The following is a 17,849-nucleotide window of genomic DNA, read 5'->3' as shown; positions in this document are numbered from 1 at the left end:
CCCGCGCGGGGCCGACCCGGCGGGTCAGGCGGGTCAGGCGGGTCAGGCGGCGAGCGTGCGGCGCAGGGTGCGTCGCCACGGCCGGCCGCCGAGGGCGGGGTCGAGGACGACCAGCCCGGTGGCGTACTTGGAGATGCGGCTGGGCCGGTGGCCGAGGGCCCACAGGGCGCGGTCGGCGGCGGACGCCCCGGCGACGCTCTTGGTCTCGACGACGGCGTGCCCGGGGACGGCCGCGACGGACCGGGCGCCCAGCCACGCCAGCCCCGTGTCGACGGTCAGCCGGGCGCCGTCCGGGAGGTGCAGGGTCCGGCGCCGGTACTGCGTGGTGAGGGTCGGCGCGAGCAGCGGCTCGGCGCCGTCCCCGGCGGGCGGCAGGTCGACGCCGTGGGCGCGCAGGGTGCCGACGACGAAGCCGAGCGCGTCGCCGACGTCGTCGCGGGCGCGGACGTCGTGCTCGCGGCGGTCCTTGACGGTGGTGCCGCGGGGCCCGCGGGTCTTGACCTCGAGCCAGCAGCCGCCGGTGTCGGTGTAGGTGCGGGTGCGGACCTTGTACCGGCGGCGCCGGCGGCCCGCGGCGAGGTGGAACGCGTCGAGGTCCGGGGTGTCGAAGTACACCGACTCGTACCCGAAGTCGTCCCGCCCGGCGATGACGAGCCGGCGGGTGCTGGCCGGCAGGGCGGCGACGAGCGTGGGCAGGGCGGCGAGCGGGAGGACGTACTTGCGGTCGACCCGCGTCTGGAGCGCGGCGGTGGCCTGGAGCTCGTCGAGGTCGATCGCGGGGAGGTGCGAGAGGCCGGCGAGGTCCAAGGTGGTGACGCCGGGCAGGACGCCGGCCGCGGTGCGCGGGACCCGTGACGCGTCCAGGGCGGGCACGGCTTCGTCCGCGACCTCGGGCCCGGTGCCGGTCATCGTGCGGCCCCGGACAGCGCCGCCCCGGCCCGCGCCGGGTCGTCGGCGGGCGCGGAGCGCGCGGGCGCAGCGCCCCCGCGGCGCTCGGACGGCGTCGCCCCCGTCCGGGCCCGCGGGCCCGTCCCGCCCTGCGCACCGGTGGGCAGCGCGGCGTACCGCACGTCCACGACGGTGGTGTCGTCGACGAGGTCGAGCCGCTGGACGGTCGCGCCGTGCACCTCCGCGCCGAGCAGCTGCTCGAGGTGCGCGACGAGGGCGGCGTGGTCGCCGAACGCCCGGTCGACGACGACGACCTGCTGCCGGTACCCGCGCAGCAGCCGGGGGTGGTCGCCGACGTAGAGGGCGACCAGGACCATCGCCATGAGCACGAGCGCCAGCGTCCCGAGGGACGAGCCGAGCCCGCCGATCAGCCCGAGCGCCAGGGCCGCGAAGTAGTACGCGACCTCGCGCTGGTCGATCTCGGAGGACCGCAGCCGGATGATCGACAGGACGCCGAACAGGCCGAGCCCGAGCCCCGCGCCGACGGTGCTCGTCGACAGGGCGCCGGCGACGGCGAGGACGCCGACGTTGACGCCGAGGAACGCGACGACGAGGTCGCGCCGGCGGTGCCGGGGGAAGTACAGGGCGAAGGTCAGGACGGCGATCGCGACGAGATCGGCGGCGAACAGGACGGCGGCAGGCATGGGCACCTCGCGGGTCGGGATGAACGCCCGGTGAACCGGGTGCATCCATCAAGCCGCGCGGTGCTGTGGGGTCCCTGTGCACGAGCAAGGCCCGCCGTCTGAGTCGACGGCGGGCCCCGGTCGGCGCGTGGACGCGGACCGCTACAGGTACTGCCCCGTGCTCTGCACGTTCTCGATGCGGCGCGAGGCCTCCTCGCCCTTCTTGTCCTGGACGATCGTGCGGATGAACACGATGCGCTCCCCCTTCTTGCCGGAGATGCGCGCCCAGTCGTCGGGGTTGGTGGTGTTCGGCAGGTCCTCGTTCTCCTTGAACTCGTCGACGCACGCGGTGAGCACGTGCTCGACGCGGAGCCCGCGCTGGCCGGTCGCGAGGAGGTCCTTGATCGCCGACTTCTTCGCGCGGTCGACGACGTTCTGGATCATCGCGCCGGAGTTGAAGTCCTTGAAGTACAGGACCTCCTTGTCGCCGCTCGCGTAGGTGACCTCGAGGAACCGGTTCTCCTCGTTCTCGGAGTACATCCGCTCGACGGCCCGGGCGATCATCGCGTCGACGGCCGCGGCGGTGGAGCCGTGGTGCTCCGCGAGGTCGTCGGCGTGGATCGGCAGGTCCGGGGTGAGGTACTTGGCGAAGATCTCGCGCGCACCCTCGGCGTCGGGGCGCTCGATCTTGATCTTCACGTCGAGGCGGCCGGGCCGCAGGATGGCCGGGTCGATCATGTCCTCACGGTTGGAGGCGCCGATGACGATGACGTTCTCCAGGCGCTCGACGCCGTCGATCTCGGCGAGGAGCTGCGGGACGATCGTGGTCTCGACGTCGCTGGACACGCCGGTGCCGCGGGTGCGGAACAGCGACTCCATCTCGTCGAAGAACACCACGACGGGGTGCCCCTGCGAGGCCTTCTCCCGCGCCCGGGAGAAGATCAGCCGGATGTGCCGCTCGGTCTCGCCGACGTACTTGTTGAGCAGCTCGGGGCCCTTGACGTTGAGGAAGTACGACTTGGCCTCGGTGACCTCCTCGCCGCGGGCGCGGGCGGACGTCGCGGCGAGCGAGTGCGCGACGGCCTTGGCGATGAGGGTCTTGCCGCACCCGGGCGGCCCGTAGAGCAGGACGCCCTTCGGCGGCTTGAGGCCGTGCTCGCGGAACAGGTCCGGGTGCAGGAAGGGCAGCTCGACGGCGTCGCGGATCTGCTCGATCTGCGGGCCGAGGCCGCCGATGTCGGCGTAGTCGATGTCCGGGACCTCCTCGAGCACGAGGTCCTCGACCTCGGCCCGCGGGACGCGCTCGAACACGAAGCCGCTGCGGGCCTCGACGGTGAGGGCGTCGCCCACGCGGACGGAGCCGTCCAGCACCTGGCCGGCGAGGCGCACGACGCGCTCCTCGTCGCCGCGCCCGACGACGAGCGCGCGCTCGCGCCCGATGAGCTCCTTGACCGTGACGAGCTCGCCGACCTGCTCGTAGCCGCCGGCCTCGACGACGGTGAGCGCCTCGTTGAGCATGACCTCCTGGCCCGGCCGCAGCCGGTGGACGTCGATGGCGGGGCTGGCGCCGACGTGCATCTTGCGGCCCGCGGACACCACGTCGACGGTGCCGTCCTCGCGCGCGGCGAGGAACGTCGCGAACGTGCCCGGGGGCTTCGCGAGGTCGTCGATCTGCCGCTTGAGCTCGATGATCTGGTCGCGCGCCGCCACGAGCGCGTCGGACATCCGCTCGTTCTTGGCGGCCAGGAGCGCGAGCTCGCGCTGCAGGTCGCGGGCTGTCGGTTCCGTCATCGCCGGTACCTCCGATCGCGGGTCGACCTCACGGCGCTGTGGGGCTGTCGTGGGGAGACCCTAACCACACGTGTCAATCGCAGCCGGGACGCCCCGCCGCGGCGGTGCCGGGTCAGTCGGCCTCGGGTGCCTGGCCGACGTCGCGGCGGACCTTGCGCACCTTCTTGTCGGAGACGGCGCGCTCGCCGAGGGCCTCGGGGGTCCACTCGGCGTCGGGCACCTCCTGGAAGGACCTGCTGGTCACGACGTCGCCGACCTCGTCGACGAGCGCGGCCTCGCCCGGCTGGGAGCCCTTGGCGGGGCGGCGCTTGCGCAGCGGCGGCAGGACGCCGTCGGCGAGCCGGCGGGTGGTGAGCAGGAAGCCGGTGTGGCCGATCATCCGGTGCTGCGGGCGGACGGCCAGGCCCTCGAGGTGCCAGCCGCGGACCATCGACTCCCACGCCTGCGGCTCGGTGTACCGGCCGTCGGCGCGCACGTCCTCGGCGAGCCGGGAGAGCTGGGTCGCGGTGGCGACGTAGGCGATGAGCACACCGCCCGGGGCGAGGGCGGTGGCGACGGCGTCGAGGTTCTCCCAGGGCGCCAGCATGTCGAGGACGACGCGGTCGACCTCCCCCGGCGCCTCGGCGAGGGGCAGCACGTCGGACAGGTCGCCGACGGACAGCCGCCACGCGGGGTGCGGGCCGCCGAAGAAGGTCTCCACGTTGCCGCGGGCGATCGCGGCGAAGTCCTCGCGCCGCTCGATGGAGTGCAGCCGGCCGCCGTCGCCGACCGCGCGCAGCAGGGACATCGTGAGCGCGCCGGAGCCGACGCCGGCCTCGACGACGCGGGCGCCCGGGTAGATGTCCGCCATGGCGACGATCTGACCGGCGTCCTTCGGGTAGACGACGGCCGCGCCGCGCGGCATGGACAGGGTGTAGTCGCTGAGCAGCGGGCGCAGCGCGAGGTACTCGACGCCACCGCTGCTCGTCACGGTCGTGCCCTCGGGCGCGCCGATGAGCTCCTCGTGCCGGAAGTAGCCCTTGTGCGTGTGGAACGTCGCGCCGGGCGCGAGCGTGATCGTGTGCAGACGGCCGCGCGGGTCGGTCAGCTGGACGCGCTCCCCCACCCGGAGCAGGCCGCGGCGCTGGTCGGCGCCCGTCGGCGTGGGGGCGGCGGCGGGCTCGGGCGCGGGGGTCTGCTCGGTCACGGGGGTCGATCCTAGGGGCGGAGCGCCGCCGCCACGTCCGCGCTGCGCACGAGCGCGACCACCTGGCCGTCCCGGACGGCGGCCGCGACGGGCGAGAACCGGGACACCGCGGCGACCGCCTGGACGAGCTCGGGCCCGCGCAGCGCGGCGTCGACGACCGCCCCCGCGGGCAGCGTGACGGCGACGGCGGTGAGCGGGACGTGCGCCCGGTCGGCGGCGGGGACGGCGTTGGCCGCCTGGGGGTCGACGTACGCCGCGGGGCGGCCGTCGGGGGCGAGCAGCACGACGGCGTCGGCACCGGTCTGCCCGCGGGCGGCGTCGGCCTGGGCCAGCACCGCGGTCGCCGGGACGCCGACGGCGCGGGTGCCGACGGAGCCGACGTGCACGGCGTCGACGGCCCGCCCGGCGCGGGCGCCCTGGATCGCCGCCGAGGCGCCCGACCACAGGAATGCGCCCACGAGAGCCGCCCAGGCGACGGCCCACAGGTCGGGGCTGCCGCCGCGCACCATCGGCAGCAGGATCACCCAGGCGGCGAAGCCCACAGCGAACACCCGGCCGACCCAGCCCGCGACGAGCGCACCGCGCCGCCGGTCCCCCGTCGCGCCCCACACGATCGACTCGAGCACCATGCCGCCGTCGAGGGGCAGGCCGGGCACGAGGTTGAACAGCCCGACGAAGGCGTTGCTGTACGCGGCGGCGTACAGCACGAGCGCGGCGAGGCCGAACGGGTCCGCGACGCCGGCGACGAGCCAGAAGACCCCGGCGAGCACCAGGTTCGCGATCGGGCCGACGACCGCGACCAGCCCCTCGGTGAACGGCGTGATCCGCCCGTGGAACGCGGTGTGGCCGCCGATCAGGGTCAGGGCGTACTCGCGGACCTGGAGGCCGCGGGCGCGGGCGGTCAGGCCGTGGGCGAGCTCGTGGACGAGGACGGACAGCAGGAGGAGCAGCCCGACGACGAGCGCCACCACGTAGGTCGACCCGGTGCCGAGGCCCGGCGCGCGGTACCGGACGGAGGGGGCGAACACCAGGGCGATGACCGCCACCACGAGCAGGCTGCTCGGGCTCAGGACGACCGGCGTCCCCGCCACGCGCCCGACGACCCAGCCCCGCGTTCTCTCTGCCACGGGGGAAGGCTACGTGGCCGGGCCGTGCGACCCGCACCGGCGCGTCCACGGGCGTCCGGGGGTGCGCGGCGCGGGGCGCCGGGCGTGTCGGTGGTGGCGCCTAGGCTCGTCACCGTGACGACCACCGACCCGCAGCTGCTCGCCCCCGTGTCCGCCGACGGCGCCGACGCCGGCGACGTCGAGGCCGCGCCCGAGCCGCGGGTCCCGGGCCTGTCGCCGTCGCGCGCCAACGACTTCCAGCAGTGCCCGCTGCTGTTCCGGTTCCGGGTGGTCGACCGGCTCCCGGAGCCGCCGAGCCTCGCCGCCGCCCGCGGCACGCTCGTGCACACGGTCCTGGAGCGGCTGTACGACCTCCCGCTCGGCGAGCGCACCCCCGCTGCCGCGCACCTGCTGGTGCCGGCCGCGTGGGACGCGCTGCTGGAGCGGTCGCCCGAGGTGGTGACGATGTTCGCCACCGACGAGGAGCGCGAGGCCTGGCTCGGCAGCGCGCGCCTGCTGCTGGACACCTACTTCACGCTGGAGGACCCGAACCGGCTGCAGCCCGGCGACCGGGAGCTCGCGGTGCGGACGCTCATGGAGGACGGCCCGCAGCTGCGCGGCATCGTCGACCGGATCGACGTCGCGCCCGACGGCGCGCTGCGGGTGGTCGACTACAAGACCGGGAAGTCGCCGAACCCCGGCTTCGAGGGCTCGGCGCTGTTCCAGATGCGGTTCTACGCCTACGTGCTGTGGCGCGAGCGCGGCGTGCTCCCCAAGCTGCTCCAGCTCGTCTACCTCGGCGACGGGCAGATCCTCCGGCACGCGCCGTCCGAGGCCGAGATGCAGACCCTGGAGCTGCGGCTGCGCTCGCTGTGGGCGCAGGTCGAGGAGGCGGCGCGCACCGGCGAGTGGCGGCCGCGCAAGTCCCGGCTGTGCGACTGGTGCGCGCACCGCGCGGTGTGCCCCGCCTGGGGCGGGACGCCGCCGGAGGTGCCCGAGGGCGCCGTGGAGCGGGCGATCGGCGTCGTGCCGGTGGCGCAGGGGTCCTGACCGCCGTCGGGCGCGCGCGGGTCCGTCGACGCGGTGCCCGGGGGACCCTGGCGCGGCGCTAGGGCTGCCGGCGCGCGGCCAGCACCGGCGCGAGCACCGCGACCAGCCGGCGCGCGGAGAGGCCGTCGGGATCGTGGTCCGGGTTGTGCTCGACGAGCGTCACCCCGGCGAGCAGCGGGTCCGCCACGAGTGGCTCCAGCACCGCGACGAGCACGTCGAGCGTGAGCCCCCGGCCGTACTGCGGGACGTCGGCGCCGGGCAGCAGCAGCGCGTCGAGGACGTCGACGTCCACGTGCACCACGAACGGACGACCACCCCGCCCGGTGACCGCGGCGAGCGCGCGGGCGGCCGCTCCGTCGGGGTCGGCGGCCACGTCGGCGGCCGGGATCCGCGGGCTCGGCACGAGGTCGTGCACGTCCTCGTCGTCGTCGGCGAAGCCCAGGAAGCACAGCGCGTCCGCGTCGAGCAGCGGCCGGCGCGGGCCCAGGCCGGCGAGCGCGTCGACCGTCCCCGGCAGGCCGAGCAGGTGCGCGACGCCCATCGAGTCGAGGATCGGCTCCTCGGGGTGGTCGGCGGGCAGCTGCAGGTCCTGCCCGCCGTCGACGTACACCAGCCCGACGTCGCCGTGCGCTGCCACGGCCGCGGCGACGAGGGGAATCGCCAGCGTGCACTCGCCGCCGAGGACGAGCGGCGTCTCCCCCGCGGCCAGCACCCCGGCGAGCGCGTCGCGGGCGCCCCGGAGCACCTCGGCGACGCCGTCGACGTCGTGCGGGGCCGGGAGCCGCGCGCCGGCCGGATCCCGCCGCGGCGTGCCCGGCGCGCGCCACCGCGCGACCGGCCGGTCGCCGTGGTCGGTCACCGACGCGCCGGCGGCCGCCAGGGCGTCGACGAGGCCTGCGGCCCGGAGCGCGGCGGGACCCTTCTCCAGTCCGGGCCAGTGCGCCGCCCGGCTCGACGGCACGCCGAGGACACCCCAGTGCCGGTCGCGGCCCGCCGTCATGCCACGACCGTAGGGCCGGGGGGTCGCCGCCGGCCCGTCCTGGTCCCCGTCGACCAGCCGCGTGGCCTCGGGTGCGGACGTCGCCGCCCCGCCGGATCAGCCCAGCAGGTCCAGCACCGCGCCGGCGCGGATCCGGGCGAGGTCGTCGACCGACACGTCGGCCAGCGACCCGGTCTTGTTCAGGCCCTCGATGTCGGGCAGCTCGCGGAACACCTCGACGGCGAGCACGCGCGCCCCGGCGGCCACGCCGGACGTGATGCCGGTCGGCGAGTCCTCGACGACCACGCAGTCGGCGATGTCGACGCCCAGCCGCTCGGCCGCGAGCAGGTACGGCTGCGGGTCCGGCTTGGGGCGCTCGACCTCGTCGCCGGCGACGACGGTGGCGAACACGCCCGCGACCCGCGCGAACGGCTCGGCGAGCTCCAGGTAGGACGAGGTCACCAGCGCCTGCGGGACGCCGGCGGCGGCCAGCGCGGCGAGCAGCTCACGGCCGCCCGCCTGCCACGGGGTGTCCTCGGCCACGGCCGCGGCGACCCGCTTGTTGAGGAAGTCCACGATCTCGTCGACGGACAGCCCGACGCCCCGGTCCTGCAGGATCTGGCCGGAGACCTTCATCGGGTTGCCGACGAGGGTCAGGCCGTCCTCGTGCGTCCAGGTGCCGCCCCAGGACTCGACCAGCTCGGTCTCGGCCGCCATCCACAGCGGCTCGGTGTTGACCAGGGTGCCGTCCATGTCCCAGAGGACGGCGGCGGGCAGGGCGGGTCGGGCGTCGTTCACGGCGTGCGGCTCCGGGGTCGTGCGGGTGGTGTGCTGCCCTCGACGGTACCCGGGGTCGGTGAACGGGGGTGAACGGCGGGTGTCGTTACTCCCCGACCGCGCCGTCGACGGCCTCGCGCAGCAGATCGGCGTGCCCGTTGTGCCGGGCGTACTCCTCGATCATGTGGGTGAGGATCCACCGCAGGTGCGGGGTGCGGCCGTCGGGCCAGGCGCGCGCGGCCGCCGCCCCGAGCCCGCCCGCCGCGAGGGCCGCCGCGACGTCCGCGCGGGACCGCTCGACGGCCGCGCGCCAGAGCGCGCGGAGCTCCTCCGGGTCGTCCTCCGCGGCGGAGTGCCACTCCCAGTCGCGGTCCGCCGACCAGTCGACGGAGGCCCACGGCTCGGCCCGGTCACGCCCGTGCAGCGCCCGGGAGAACCAGTCGTCCTCGACGTACGCGAGGTGCTTCAGCAGGCCGCCGAGAGTCATCGAGGAGGCGCCCACGGTGGCGGCGAGCCCGGCGGCGTCGAGCCCGCGGGTCTTCCACTCCAGGGTCGCGCGGTGGAAGTCGAGGAAGCCGAGCAGGGTCTGCACCTCGTCGCCGTCCGGGACGGGCTCGGTGCGGCCCTCCCCGTCGACCACCGGCGCGAGGTCCGCGACCGGTTCGGCTGGGACGTCGAGCTCGCGGGCCGCGGCGGAGATCCGCCGGGCGAGGTCGAGGTCCCGGTTCGTCAGCCCGGCCACGTCGTGCGAGACGAGGTGCACCGCGACGGCGGGGTACCGCAGGTCGACGTCCGGGTGGTGGTCGGCCGCGTCGGCGAGCTCGCCGATCGCGTCGACCAGCTCGACGCCCGCCGCGAACGACCCGGTGCGGAACCGCGCGTGCACGCCGTCCGCTCCGACCCGCCAGTCCGCGACGCCGTCGGCCGCCCGGAACTCCTCCGCCGTGATCCGTCCGCCCATGCGGCCACCGTAGTCGCGCGGGTCCCGGCGTCAGGCGGCGACCTGCGTCGCCACCAGGAGCAGGACCGCTCCCGCCGTCGCGGTCGCCGTGCGCACCCGGTTCGCCCGGTGCCAGGGGCCGTCCACCAGCGCCCACGCGGCCGCGCGTGCTCCCGCGGTCCCGAGAGCCGCCCGGGCGAGCCGCTCGTTGATCGGCACGTTCACGGCGACGGTGATCGCGAGCGTCGCCAGCAGTCCCGCCAGTCCCGCGGCGGCGCACGGGACGGCGGCACGCGCGTCCGCCACGACGAGCACCAGGCCGACCCCGGCGAGCAGCGGGGCACCCAGGAGCGCGAGGAGGAACACCGGCCGGACGATGACGGCGTTCACCCCGCGGAAGACCGCGACCGACGCGTCCGGTCCCGCGCGCCGCATGCCGGGGACGACGGCGCAGGCGAAGCCCCACAGCAGGCCCGCGAGCAGCCCGGACGCCAGGGCCGCGCCGCCGAGCACGGCGCCCGGGAGCCAGCCCGGCATCAGGCCACCGCCGTCGTGCCCGCCAGCGCGGCCACCGTGTCCCGCAGCGGCGTCCGGCCGCGGGCGACCCGGTCCCCCCGCGGCGCGAGCAGACCGCGCTCGTCCGCGCGGTACAGCTCGGCCACCAGCTCCGCGGCCGGGGCCGGCAGGCCCGCGTGGGCCAGCGTGGCCACTCACGCCGCCTCCGGCACGACGACGGGCTCGACCGGGCGGCCGATGACGCGCGCCAGGACGTCGGCGACCTCGCGCTCGGAGACGACCGGGCCGAGGACGTCGACGGCCTCCGAGCGCTCGGGGCGCGCGAGCAGGGCGCGCGCCGCGATCGCGCCGACGTCCCGGGTCGCGACCTGCGGCCGGGCGTCGTCCGCGGAGCCGGCGAGCACCGGCAGCACGCCCTGCTCACGGGCGACGGCGAGGACGTCGGCGACCCTCTCCTGGAAGTGGCACGCGCGCAGGGCGGTGACGACGGCCCCCGTGCCGCGCAGCGCCTCCTCGAGCCGGTGGAGCCCGATCACCGGCCCCGTCCCCGCGGGCAGATCGGCCCCACCGGAGGACAGGGCGACGACGTGCGGGACGCCTGCGTCCGCGGCGGCACCGGCGACAGACGTCGCGACCTCCTCGGCGTGCGCGAGGGGGTCGACGGCCGCGAGGTCGAACGGTGAGAGCACGAACGCCCCGTCGGCACCGGTCAGCGCCGGGCGGAGCGCATCGCGGTCGCGCAGGTCCGCGACGGCGACCTCGGCGCCGCGGACCGCCCACGGCTCACCGCGCGCGGGATCGCGGACGACGACCCGGACGCGAACGCCGGCGGCGAGCAGGGCGACGGCGGTCGCGCCGCCGACGCGGCCCGTGGCTCCGGTGACGACGTGCATGACGGCCTCCTGCGGGTCGGAGCGGTGCGCGGGCCCGGTGCTCGCGTGCCGCCGACGCTACGGGGCCAGATCGGGACGATCCATGCCCCAGGGTCCGCAGTGCTTGTCCGATCGTCCCGCGCGGTGCCACGCTCGGGGCGTGACCACGACGCCCTGGGACGCCCGGGACCGGCTCGGCGAGACGCTGCACCGGCTCCGGATGCGCGGGACCTTCTACTGCCAGGCCACGCTCACCGAGCCCTGGGCCCTGGAGATGCCGGCGGTGCCCGACTCGGTGAGCTTCCACGTCCTGGTGGCGGGCACCTGCCGGATCGAGGTACCCGGTCCCGACGGCACGACGGTGCTGACGCCGGGCACGGGCGACCTCGCGCTGGTGCCGCACGGGCAGGGCCACGTGCTGCGCGGGGCGCCGGGCACGGAGCCGGCACCGCGGGTGGACCTGCTCCCGCAGCGGTACGTCAGCCCGCACTACTCGGTGCTGCGCCACGGCGGCGATGGGCCCGGCGGGACGACGCTGCTGTGCGGAGTCGTCGCGTTCGACGAGCCGGTCGCCCGGGCGCTGCTGGCGCAGCTGCCCCCCGTCCTGCACGTGGCCGCGGCGGACCCGGGCCCGACCCCGGTCGCCGAGACGGTGCGCCTGATGTCGGCCGAGCTCGCCGAGGTCCGCCCGGGCGGCGAGGCGATCGCCACCCGGCTGGCCGACGTGCTCGTCGTCCAGGCCGTGCGCGCCTGGCTGGACCGCGACCCCGCGGCGCGCAGGGGTTGGTTGGGGGCGCTGGCCGACCCGCAGGTGGGCCGGGCACTGGCCGCGGTACACGCCGACCCCGGGAGCGCGTGGACGCTCGACCGGCTGGCACGCGAGGCCGCGATGTCCCGGACGGCGTTCGCGGCACGGTTCACCGACCTCGTCGGCGAGCCGCCCGGGCGGTACGTCACCCGCTGGCGGATGGCGCTCGCGCACGACCGGCTGCGCGCGGGTGACGTCACGGTCGCGGCGCTCGCCGACGACCTCGGCTACCGCTCGGAGGCGGCGTTCAGCCGGGCCTTCACCCGCACCGTCGGCCGCACGCCCGGGTCGGTGCGGGCGCGCACCTCCCGGGCCCGCTGACGCCCGGGACGAGGCGGCGCCGGGCGCCCGCGCGTCACCCCCAGTCGTCGACCCGGAGGTCGTGCGGCTGCGGCCGCCCGCGCCCGGTCTCCACGAGCTCGCGCAGGCTGAGCAGGAACGTCGCCCACTTGGTGCTGCAGTGGTGCAGGAACTCGACGGGCTCGGCCCAGCCCTCGTGCGTGAACAGCACCACGGTGACGTCCCCGGACGCCCGCAGCCGGAAGTCGACGTGCGTGCCGACCCACTCCGCGGGGCCCTGCGCGACCCGCCAGCGCACCCGCTCGCCCGGGTCGGCGTCGACGACCTCCACGACGTAGGGCGCGTCGGCGCCGCGGAAGGCGAGCTCCAGCCGCCCGCCGGGCCCCCCGTCGCCGCGGGTGCCCATCGTCCACCACCCCGCGACGCCCTCGGCCGTCGCCAGCGCCGCGTACACGTCCGCCGCCGCGGCGCGCACGCCGATCCGGTGCCGGATGTCGACCATGTCAGCCCTCCACCGTCGTGGCCGCCGGCGGCCGGGCGGCCGCCGGCTCGTCCTGCTCCCGCGCGTCCCGCTCCCGCTGGATCGCCTCGGCGATCCCGGCGATCCGCCGCAGCCGCGCGTCCCAGGTGCGCCCGACCGCGTCGAGCTGCGCGGCCGCGCGGGCGAGCTGGGCGTCGTCCACGCGGTACCGCCGCTCGCGACCCTCGGTCACGCCGTGCACGAGGCCGGCGCGGTCGAGGACGGCGAGGTGCTTGGCGACGGCCTGCCGGGTGACCGGCACCGCCGCGCTGAGACTCGTCGCGGTGCCGCCGCCGTCGGCGAGCAGCGCGTCGAGCAGTCGCCTGCGGGTCGGGTCGCCGACCGCGGACCACAGCGCGTCGTCGACGCTCACGGGGCCACCGCCAGCCGGTCGAGGTACGCCGCCAGCCGCGGGACGAAGTGGTCCCAGCCCTGGACGTGGTCGGCGTACCGCTCCTCCAGGACGGCGACCTCCCAGCCCCGCTCGCGGAACCCGGTCTCGGTGAGGGTGAGCCGCGTGCCGGTGGCGGTGGGCTCCAGGGCGAAGGTCACGAGCAGCGACGTCGCCGCCGTGGCCGCCTCGCCGGGACCGTGCGTCCAGCGGAACGAGAACGTGCGCGGCGGGTCGGCCTCGACGACGGTCAGCCGCTCGACGACCGCACCCGCCTCGCCCCGCCGCCCGAAGACGAGCTCGCCCTCGGCGCCGGCGACGGGCTCGCCGAGCACGGCGTCGTCCGGCCACCACTCCCGGAGGTGCTCGGGCCGGCTCACGACCTCGTACACGACCTCCGGGGTCGCGGCGACGTGGATCTCCCGCTCGATGGTGCCCGGCTCGGTGTCTCGGCGTTCCACGGTGCCTCCTCGACGTGGGTGCAACATTCGGTTGCGCGTCAGCGTAGGCGCGATGTCGCACAATGCGCAACCCCTGGTTGCGTACCGGCAGCGACGTGCGCGCCCCGAGCGGCGGCGCGCCGCGGTCCCGGGGACGATGGGGCGATGGCCTCCCCCGGACCGCGCCGCGTCCCCCGCCTGCTCGTCGCCCACGCGGCGGTCGTCGCCGTCGTCACCGTGCTGCTCGTCGTGCTCGCGTCGCGGCCGGTCGACGACGCCAACATCGGCGCCGGGCTGGCGCTGCTCGCCACGCTGCCGTTCGGCCTGCCCTGGACCCTCGGCCTGCTGCTCGGCCCGACCACGTGGGCGACGGCCGCCGTCGTGGCGCTGGCGGTCGGCTGCGCGTGGCTGAACGTCGTGCTGCACGCGCTCCTCCGGGTGCACCTGCGCCGGCGGGCCGCCGCCCGCGCCGCCGGCGCGGACGTCGCCGCCTCGCGCTGAGCCCGGGCGGGCGCCCGGCCGGTCCCGGGCAGCCCCGCCCGCCTCCGGGGCGGCGTCCCGGGTGCGCGGCGGCGCACCGCGGGCGACGCTGGGCACGATGACCGACCGCACCGCCCTCGAACCCGAGCCCGGGCCGCCCCCCGCCGCCCGCCGCCTGCCCCGGTTCCGCGCCGCCGGCACGGCGACCTCGCGGTTCCTCGCCACCCGTCCCTGGCTCACCCGCGCCGTCCGCACGACGGGGGCGGCGGTGATCGCGTGGGTCCTCGTGCGGCTCGTCCCCGGTCCGTGGAGCGACTACCCGTACTACGCGCCGCTCGGCGCGGTCATCGCCACCTCGGTCACGGTCCGGGGCACGACGCGCCGGTCGGTCCAGTCAGTCCTGGCCATCGCGCTGGGCGCGGTCGTCGCACGACTGGTCGACGCGCTGGACCTGCCCGGCGTCGCGGGGCTGGCGCTGGTGGTGCTGGTCGGGGTCCTGCTGTCGGGGTGGCGGCTGCTCGGCGACATGGGCTCGTGGGTGCCGACGGCGGCGCTGTTCGTGCTGATCATCGGCAACGCCGACCCGGTCGGGTACATCTCGGCCTACGTCGGGCTGACGCTGTTCGGCGCGCTCGTCGGCGTCGCCGTGAACCTCGTGGTGCCGCCGCTCCCCCTCACCCCCGCGGAGCGGTCGCTCGACCGGCTCCGGGCGGTCGCCGGCGAGCACCTCGACGCGCTCGCCGGCGCGGTCCGCGACGACGACGCGCCCGTCCCGTCGGACCGCCCGCTCCGCGCGGCGCGGGCCGACGCGCAGGCGGCGGTGGCCGACGCGCAGGAGGCGGCACGGGGCAACTGGACCGCCCGGCACTACCGCTCCTGGCGCCAGCGGCAGGACCGGCACGCCGAGTCGATGGACGCCGCCGCCGTGGTGGCGCTCGACGTCCGGCGCGCGGTCGTCACGTCGCGGACCGTCGCGGCGGCCGGGGCGACGCCCCCCGAGGAGCGCGACGTGCACCTGCCGATCGCGGCGCATGCCGACGACCAGGAGCGGGCCGACGCGGTCCGCGAGGGCACCGCGCGCGCGATCGAGGCCGGCGCGGCCCTGGTGCGGGCCCTGCGCCCCGACGACGGGCCGGGTGCCGGCACCGAGGACGCCGACGACGCCGACCACGCCGCCGCGGAGCTCGCGCAGGCCCTCGACGAGCTGCAGGAGGCGGTGGCCGCCGACCGCGCGACGGCCGAGGGCGCGACCCGGCCCGCCGACGGCGTCGTGGTGGCCCTGACGCCGCTGCTCACCGGCTGACGGCGACTCCACCGCCGCTCTCGCCGCCCCGGGTGCCCCGGCTCGGGTTCCCGGCCACGGGTGAACGGCGGGCGACGACTCGCCGACGGAACGGTGCCCCTGGTGCGCGCCGGCGGGACCGCGAGGACGGTGGGCGCCGTGGACGCTGCAACCGTCATCCTCGTGCTGGTGGTCGTCGTCGCGCTCGCGTTCGACTTCACGAACGGGTTCCACGACACGGCGAACGCGATGGCCACGTCCATCGCCACGCACGCGCTGCCCCCGAAGGCGGCCGTGACCCTCTCCGCGGTGCTCAACCTGGTGGGCGCCTTCCTCTCCGTCGAGGTGGCGCTGACCGTCACCAACGCCGTCGTGCGGATCCAGGAGTCCGACGGCGCCCCCAGCCCCGACCTCGTCCAGGACGGGGGCGAGGCGCTGCTCCTCATCGTGCTGACCGGGCTGGTCGGGGCGATCGTCTGGAACCTGCTCACCTGGCTGCTCGGCCTGCCGTCGAGCTCGTCGCACGCGCTGTTCGGGGGCCTGATCGGCGCGACGGTCGCCGGTCTCGGCTGGGGCGCGGTGCACTGGGCGGGCGACGGCGGCGAGCCGGACGGGATCCTCGGCAAGGTCGTCGTCCCCGCGGTGGCGTCGCCCGTCATCGCGGGCGTGGTCGCCGCGACGGGCACCTGGTTCGTCTACCGGATCACCGTCGGCGTCGCCGCGCGGTACACCGAGCGCGGGTTCCGCTGGGGCCAGATCGGCTCCGCCTCGCTGGTGTCGCTCGCGCACGGCACGAACGACGCGCAGAAGACGATGGGCGTGATCACGCTCGCCCTCATCGCCTCGGGCCACTGGACCAGCACGACGGCGATCCCGCTGTGGGTCAAGGTCTGCTGCGCCCTCGCCATCGCGCTCGGCACCTACCTCGGCGGGTGGCGGATCATCCGCACGCTCGGCAAGGGGCTGATCGACATCGCCCCGCCGCAGGGCATGGCGGCAGAGACTGCCTCCGCCGCGACCATCCTGGTGTCCAGCCACCTCGGTCTGCCGCTGTCCACGACCCAGGTCACGACCGGGTCGGTGCTCGGCGCGGGCGTGGGCCGGCCGGGCGCGACCGTGCGGTGGCGCGTCGCCGGGCGGATGGGCGTCGCGTGGCTCATCACGATGCCGGCGGCCGGCCTGGTCGGTGCCGCGACGTGGTTCCTCGCGCACGTGCTGGGCGGCGGGGTGCTCGGGGCGGTCGCGGTGGTCCTGGTGCTCGTGGCCCTGAGCGGCGCGATGTACGTGCGGTCGCGGCGGGACGCCGTGCACGCGGGCAACGTCAACGACGAGTGGCAGGAGCCGGCGCGCGAGCGCCGCCCGGCCGCGGCGGGAGGGGTGCGCTGATGCTGGCGACCGAGATGGGGATGCTCGGCCAGGTGCTGCTGGTGTCGCTGGTGCTGGGCGCCGGCCTGCCGGTCCTGTTCGGGCTCGGCCTCCGGGCCTCGGCGTGGGGCGCGGGCGGCGACGCCGAGGAGCACGCCGCCGGCGCGGCGCCCCGGCCGCACCCGCTGGGGCGGGTCCTGGGGGTGCTCTGCTTCGCGCTGGCCGTGGCCGGGGTGGTGCTCGGCATCACCGTCGTCGTGGCGTCCGGGCTCGGGTACGAGGTGAGCCTCGGTGGGGGCCCGCTGCTCGTCGAGAAGGCGTGAGGGGGCCCGCGATGACGGAGACGGGGACGGGCACGTGGCCCGCCCGGGTGCTGCGCTGGTTGCGCGCGGGGTACCCCGCCGGCGTGCCCCAGCAGGACTACGTGGTGCTGCTGGGGCTGCTGCGGCGGTCCCTCACCGACGTCGAGGTGCACCAGATCGCGGGCGACCTCGCCGTGCTGGCCAGCCGGGGCGCGGAGATCACGACCGCCGACGTCGAGCGGATGGTCGGGGCGGCGACGCTCGACGCGGCGTCCGAGGCGGACGTCGCGCGGGTGTCGGCGCACCTCGCTCGGGGCGGGTGGCCGCTCGCGGGACCGGACGCACCCCGGTAGGTGGCGGCGCGGACCCGCCCGCGGGGCCGCCTGCCGCGGATAGCGTGGCGGCATGTTCGAGCTCACGGCGACCTCGGTCGCGTTCGCCCTCGTCGCGTGGCTGGTGCCGGTCGCCGTCGTCGCGCTGGTCCTCTACGCGGTCGTGCGCCGCGGGGTGCGCGACGGGATGCTCGACGCGCGGCGGGTCGACGCGCAGGAGGCGGCGGAGCGGCGAGCGCGGGCGGGCGAGGGGCCGGCGGGGGACGTCCGGGACCACCCCGGGACCCCGACCGCCTGAGAGGGCTGCCCGACCGACGCTCCGTCAGCCCGGGACCTCGCGCACCAGGACCACGCTGTCGTAGGTCTTGTCCGGCCACCGGATGACGTCGCGCTCGGCGAAGCCCCACCGCCGGTAGAGCTCGAGCAGGTCGCCGGCCGGCTCGGCCGTGTCGACGCCGATCGCCGTCACCCCGTGCGCCGCGGCGTGCGCCAGCGCCGCGTCCCGCAGCCGGCGGGCCAGCCCCCGCCCGCGGTGCGCGGGGTCGACGGCCATCTGGTTGAGCCAGCCCCGGCCGGGTTCCGCGGCCTCGGGCGTCAGCCCCTGGAGGGACCGGGCGGGCGGCAGCGAGAGCGTCAGGGCCGCGACCGGCGCGCCGGCGTCGGCGAGGACGAACGTCGGCCCGGCCTCCGCGCGCCACCGTGTCAGCTCGACGTCCTGGGTCGCCGCGGTGAAGTTGAGGCCGCGCTCGGCGAGCCCGGCGTAGGACCGGTGCAGGAGGTCGGTCAGCGCCTCGGCGTCGGACGGCTGGTACGGGCGCAGGTCGAGGGGCACGCCCGCCAC

General features: G+C 76.8%; 23 protein-coding genes. 8 read left to right on the top strand and 15 right to left on the bottom strand.

The features are described from left to right. Positions 1-42: 42 nt before the first annotated feature. The 5 genes from FKM96_RS19325 to FKM96_RS19305 form a co-directional block, all read right to left on the bottom strand. Positions 43-909 (bottom strand): polyphosphate polymerase domain-containing protein, encoded by an 867-nt coding sequence (locus tag FKM96_RS19325; RefSeq protein WP_147796613.1) that lies wholly within the window; start codon positions 907-909, stop codon positions 43-45. Continuing rightward, positions 906-1,592 (bottom strand): DUF4956 domain-containing protein, encoded by a 687-nt coding sequence (locus FKM96_RS19320; RefSeq protein WP_147796612.1) that lies wholly within the window; start codon positions 1,590-1,592, stop codon positions 906-908. The genes FKM96_RS19325 and FKM96_RS19320 overlap by 4 nt, the downstream gene beginning before the upstream one ends. A 141-nt stretch (positions 1,593-1,733) precedes the next feature. Continuing rightward, entirely contained in the window at positions 1,734-3,362 is a 1,629-nt protein-coding gene (arc, locus tag FKM96_RS19315; protein ID WP_147796611.1) for a proteasome ATPase, read from the bottom strand. A gap of 112 nt (positions 3,363-3,474) precedes the next feature. Next, complete coding sequence (locus tag FKM96_RS19310) at positions 3,475-4,548, bottom strand: tRNA (adenine-N1)-methyltransferase (protein WP_147796610.1); 1,074 nt, start codon at positions 4,546-4,548, stop codon at positions 3,475-3,477. An 11-nt stretch (positions 4,549-4,559) separates the two neighbouring features. Continuing rightward, entirely contained in the window at positions 4,560-5,675 is a 1,116-nt protein-coding gene (locus tag FKM96_RS19305; protein ID WP_147796609.1) for a site-2 protease family protein, read from the bottom strand. Between the two features lie 147 nt (positions 5,676-5,822). On the opposite strand from FKM96_RS19305, the gene FKM96_RS19300 reads away from it, so the two are divergent. Next, positions 5,823-6,704: a RecB family exonuclease gene (locus tag FKM96_RS19300; protein ID WP_246855417.1), complete on the top strand. Its 882-nt coding sequence runs from the start codon at positions 5,823-5,825 to the stop codon at positions 6,702-6,704. Positions 6,705-6,762: 58 nt separating this feature from the next. Here FKM96_RS19300 and FKM96_RS19295 read toward each other — a convergent pair whose 3' ends face one another. The 6 genes from FKM96_RS19295 to FKM96_RS19275 form a co-directional block, all read right to left on the bottom strand. Continuing rightward, positions 6,763-7,704, bottom strand: a complete 942-nt coding sequence (locus FKM96_RS19295) for an arginase family protein (RefSeq protein ID WP_147796608.1) — start codon at positions 7,702-7,704, stop codon at positions 6,763-6,765. Positions 7,705-7,800: 96 nt separating this feature from the next. Next, a complete protein-coding gene (locus FKM96_RS19290; RefSeq protein WP_246855087.1) occupies positions 7,801-8,481 on the bottom strand; it encodes an HAD family phosphatase in 681 nt (226 codons plus the stop codon). A gap of 85 nt (positions 8,482-8,566) precedes the next feature. Next, positions 8,567-9,421 carry a DinB family protein gene (locus tag FKM96_RS22375; protein WP_147796607.1) on the bottom strand — a complete coding sequence of 285 codons (855 nt, stop codon included), beginning with the start codon at positions 9,419-9,421 and terminating at the stop codon, positions 8,567-8,569. A gap of 30 nt (positions 9,422-9,451) precedes the next feature. Beyond that, complete coding sequence (locus tag FKM96_RS19280) at positions 9,452-9,937, bottom strand: anthrone oxygenase family protein (RefSeq protein ID WP_147796606.1); 486 nt, start codon at positions 9,935-9,937, stop codon at positions 9,452-9,454. Continuing rightward, on the bottom strand, positions 9,937-10,110 hold the full coding sequence (locus FKM96_RS21740) for a hypothetical protein (protein WP_246855086.1): 174 nt from the start codon (positions 10,108-10,110) through the stop codon (positions 9,937-9,939). Before FKM96_RS21740 ends, FKM96_RS19280 begins: the two co-directional genes overlap by 1 nt. Then, complete coding sequence (locus FKM96_RS19275; RefSeq protein ID WP_246855085.1) at positions 10,111-10,809, bottom strand: NmrA family NAD(P)-binding protein; 699 nt, start codon at positions 10,807-10,809, stop codon at positions 10,111-10,113. It lies immediately after the preceding gene. Positions 10,810-10,948: 139 nt separating this feature from the next. Between FKM96_RS19275 and FKM96_RS19270 the strand changes: the two genes are divergently transcribed. Then, on the top strand, positions 10,949-11,917 hold the full coding sequence (locus FKM96_RS19270; RefSeq protein ID WP_246855084.1) for an AraC family transcriptional regulator: 969 nt from the start codon (positions 10,949-10,951) through the stop codon (positions 11,915-11,917). A gap of 34 nt (positions 11,918-11,951) precedes the next feature. Here FKM96_RS19270 and FKM96_RS19265 read toward each other — a convergent pair whose 3' ends face one another. The 3 genes from FKM96_RS19265 to FKM96_RS19255 are packed head-to-tail and all read right to left on the bottom strand — an operon-like array spanning position 11,952 to position 13,268. Then, complete coding sequence (locus tag FKM96_RS19265; protein ID WP_147796604.1) at positions 11,952-12,398, bottom strand: SRPBCC domain-containing protein; 447 nt, start codon at positions 12,396-12,398, stop codon at positions 11,952-11,954. A gap of 1 nt (position 12,399) precedes the next feature. Beyond that, positions 12,400-12,789 carry a helix-turn-helix transcriptional regulator gene (locus tag FKM96_RS19260; RefSeq protein WP_147796603.1) on the bottom strand — a complete coding sequence of 130 codons (390 nt, stop codon included), beginning with the start codon at positions 12,787-12,789 and terminating at the stop codon, positions 12,400-12,402. Further along, positions 12,786-13,268, bottom strand: a complete 483-nt coding sequence (locus FKM96_RS19255; protein ID WP_246855083.1) for an SRPBCC domain-containing protein — start codon at positions 13,266-13,268, stop codon at positions 12,786-12,788. Before FKM96_RS19255 ends, FKM96_RS19260 begins: the two co-directional genes overlap by 4 nt. A 144-nt stretch (positions 13,269-13,412) precedes the next feature. On the opposite strand from FKM96_RS19255, the gene FKM96_RS19250 reads away from it, so the two are divergent. From FKM96_RS19250 to FKM96_RS19225, 6 genes are all read left to right on the top strand, one after another. Continuing rightward, positions 13,413-13,748: a hypothetical protein gene (locus tag FKM96_RS19250; RefSeq protein WP_147796601.1), complete on the top strand. Its 336-nt coding sequence runs from the start codon at positions 13,413-13,415 to the stop codon at positions 13,746-13,748. A gap of 97 nt (positions 13,749-13,845) precedes the next feature. Next, positions 13,846-15,030 (top strand): aromatic acid exporter family protein, encoded by a 1,185-nt coding sequence (locus FKM96_RS19245; protein WP_147796600.1) that lies wholly within the window; start codon positions 13,846-13,848, stop codon positions 15,028-15,030. 138 nt (positions 15,031-15,168) lie between these two features. After that, the gene (locus FKM96_RS19240) at positions 15,169-16,395 is read left to right on the top strand and encodes an inorganic phosphate transporter (RefSeq protein ID WP_147796599.1); all 1,227 of its coding nucleotides are present in this window, start codon (positions 15,169-15,171) and stop codon (positions 16,393-16,395) included. After that, positions 16,395-16,697, top strand: coding sequence for a hypothetical protein (locus FKM96_RS19235; protein WP_147796598.1), 303 nt, complete (start codon positions 16,395-16,397; stop codon positions 16,695-16,697). The genes FKM96_RS19240 and FKM96_RS19235 overlap by 1 nt, the downstream gene beginning before the upstream one ends. Positions 16,698-16,708: 11 nt before the next feature. Continuing rightward, positions 16,709-17,029: a DUF3349 domain-containing protein gene (locus FKM96_RS19230; protein WP_147796597.1), complete on the top strand. Its 321-nt coding sequence runs from the start codon at positions 16,709-16,711 to the stop codon at positions 17,027-17,029. A 52-nt stretch (positions 17,030-17,081) separates the two neighbouring features. Then, positions 17,082-17,306 (top strand): hypothetical protein, encoded by a 225-nt coding sequence (locus FKM96_RS19225; protein WP_147796596.1) that lies wholly within the window; start codon positions 17,082-17,084, stop codon positions 17,304-17,306. 24 nt (positions 17,307-17,330) lie between these two features. On the opposite strand, the gene FKM96_RS19220 is transcribed toward FKM96_RS19225, so the two are convergent. Continuing rightward, positions 17,331-17,840 (bottom strand): GNAT family N-acetyltransferase, encoded by a 510-nt coding sequence (locus FKM96_RS19220; RefSeq protein WP_168217052.1) that lies wholly within the window; start codon positions 17,838-17,840, stop codon positions 17,331-17,333. Between the last annotated feature and the right edge of the window lie 9 nt (positions 17,841-17,849).

Origin of the sequence: Cellulomonas sp. Y8, assembly GCF_008033115.1 — a bacterium.
Classification (GTDB): domain Bacteria; phylum Actinomycetota; class Actinomycetes; order Actinomycetales; family Cellulomonadaceae; genus Cellulomonas.
This window is presented reverse-complemented; position numbering and strand designations above follow the sequence as displayed.

Bases quoted from the DNA above. Each gene is read 5' to 3' on its own strand.
- arc (WP_147796611.1), bottom strand. From the start codon at position 3,362: ATGACGGAACCGACAGCCCGCGACCTGCAGCGCGAGCTCGCGCTCCTG.
- FKM96_RS19235 (WP_147796598.1), top strand. From the start codon at position 16,395: ATGCTGGCGACCGAGATGGGGATGCTCGGCCAGGTGCTGCTGGTGTCG.
- FKM96_RS19320 (WP_147796612.1), bottom strand. From the start codon at position 1,592: ATGCCTGCCGCCGTCCTGTTCGCCGCCGATCTCGTCGCGATCGCCGTC.
- FKM96_RS19275 (WP_246855085.1), bottom strand. From the start codon at position 10,809: ATGCACGTCGTCACCGGAGCCACGGGCCGCGTCGGCGGCGCGACCGCC.
- FKM96_RS19265 (WP_147796604.1), bottom strand. From the start codon at position 12,398: ATGGTCGACATCCGGCACCGGATCGGCGTGCGCGCCGCGGCGGCGGAC.
- FKM96_RS19225 (WP_147796596.1), top strand. From the start codon at position 17,082: ATGTTCGAGCTCACGGCGACCTCGGTCGCGTTCGCCCTCGTCGCGTGG.
- FKM96_RS19325 (WP_147796613.1), bottom strand. From the start codon at position 909: ATGACCGGCACCGGGCCCGAGGTCGCGGACGAAGCCGTGCCCGCCCTG.
- FKM96_RS19295 (WP_147796608.1), bottom strand. From the start codon at position 7,704: ATGACGGCGGGCCGCGACCGGCACTGGGGTGTCCTCGGCGTGCCGTCG.
- FKM96_RS19230 (WP_147796597.1), top strand. From the start codon at position 16,709: ATGACGGAGACGGGGACGGGCACGTGGCCCGCCCGGGTGCTGCGCTGG.
- FKM96_RS19250 (WP_147796601.1), top strand. From the start codon at position 13,413: ATGGCCTCCCCCGGACCGCGCCGCGTCCCCCGCCTGCTCGTCGCCCAC.
- FKM96_RS19280 (WP_147796606.1), bottom strand. From the start codon at position 9,937: ATGCCGGGCTGGCTCCCGGGCGCCGTGCTCGGCGGCGCGGCCCTGGCG.
- FKM96_RS19245 (WP_147796600.1), top strand. From the start codon at position 13,846: ATGACCGACCGCACCGCCCTCGAACCCGAGCCCGGGCCGCCCCCCGCC.
- FKM96_RS22375 (WP_147796607.1), bottom strand. From the start codon at position 9,421: ATGGGCGGACGGATCACGGCGGAGGAGTTCCGGGCGGCCGACGGCGTC.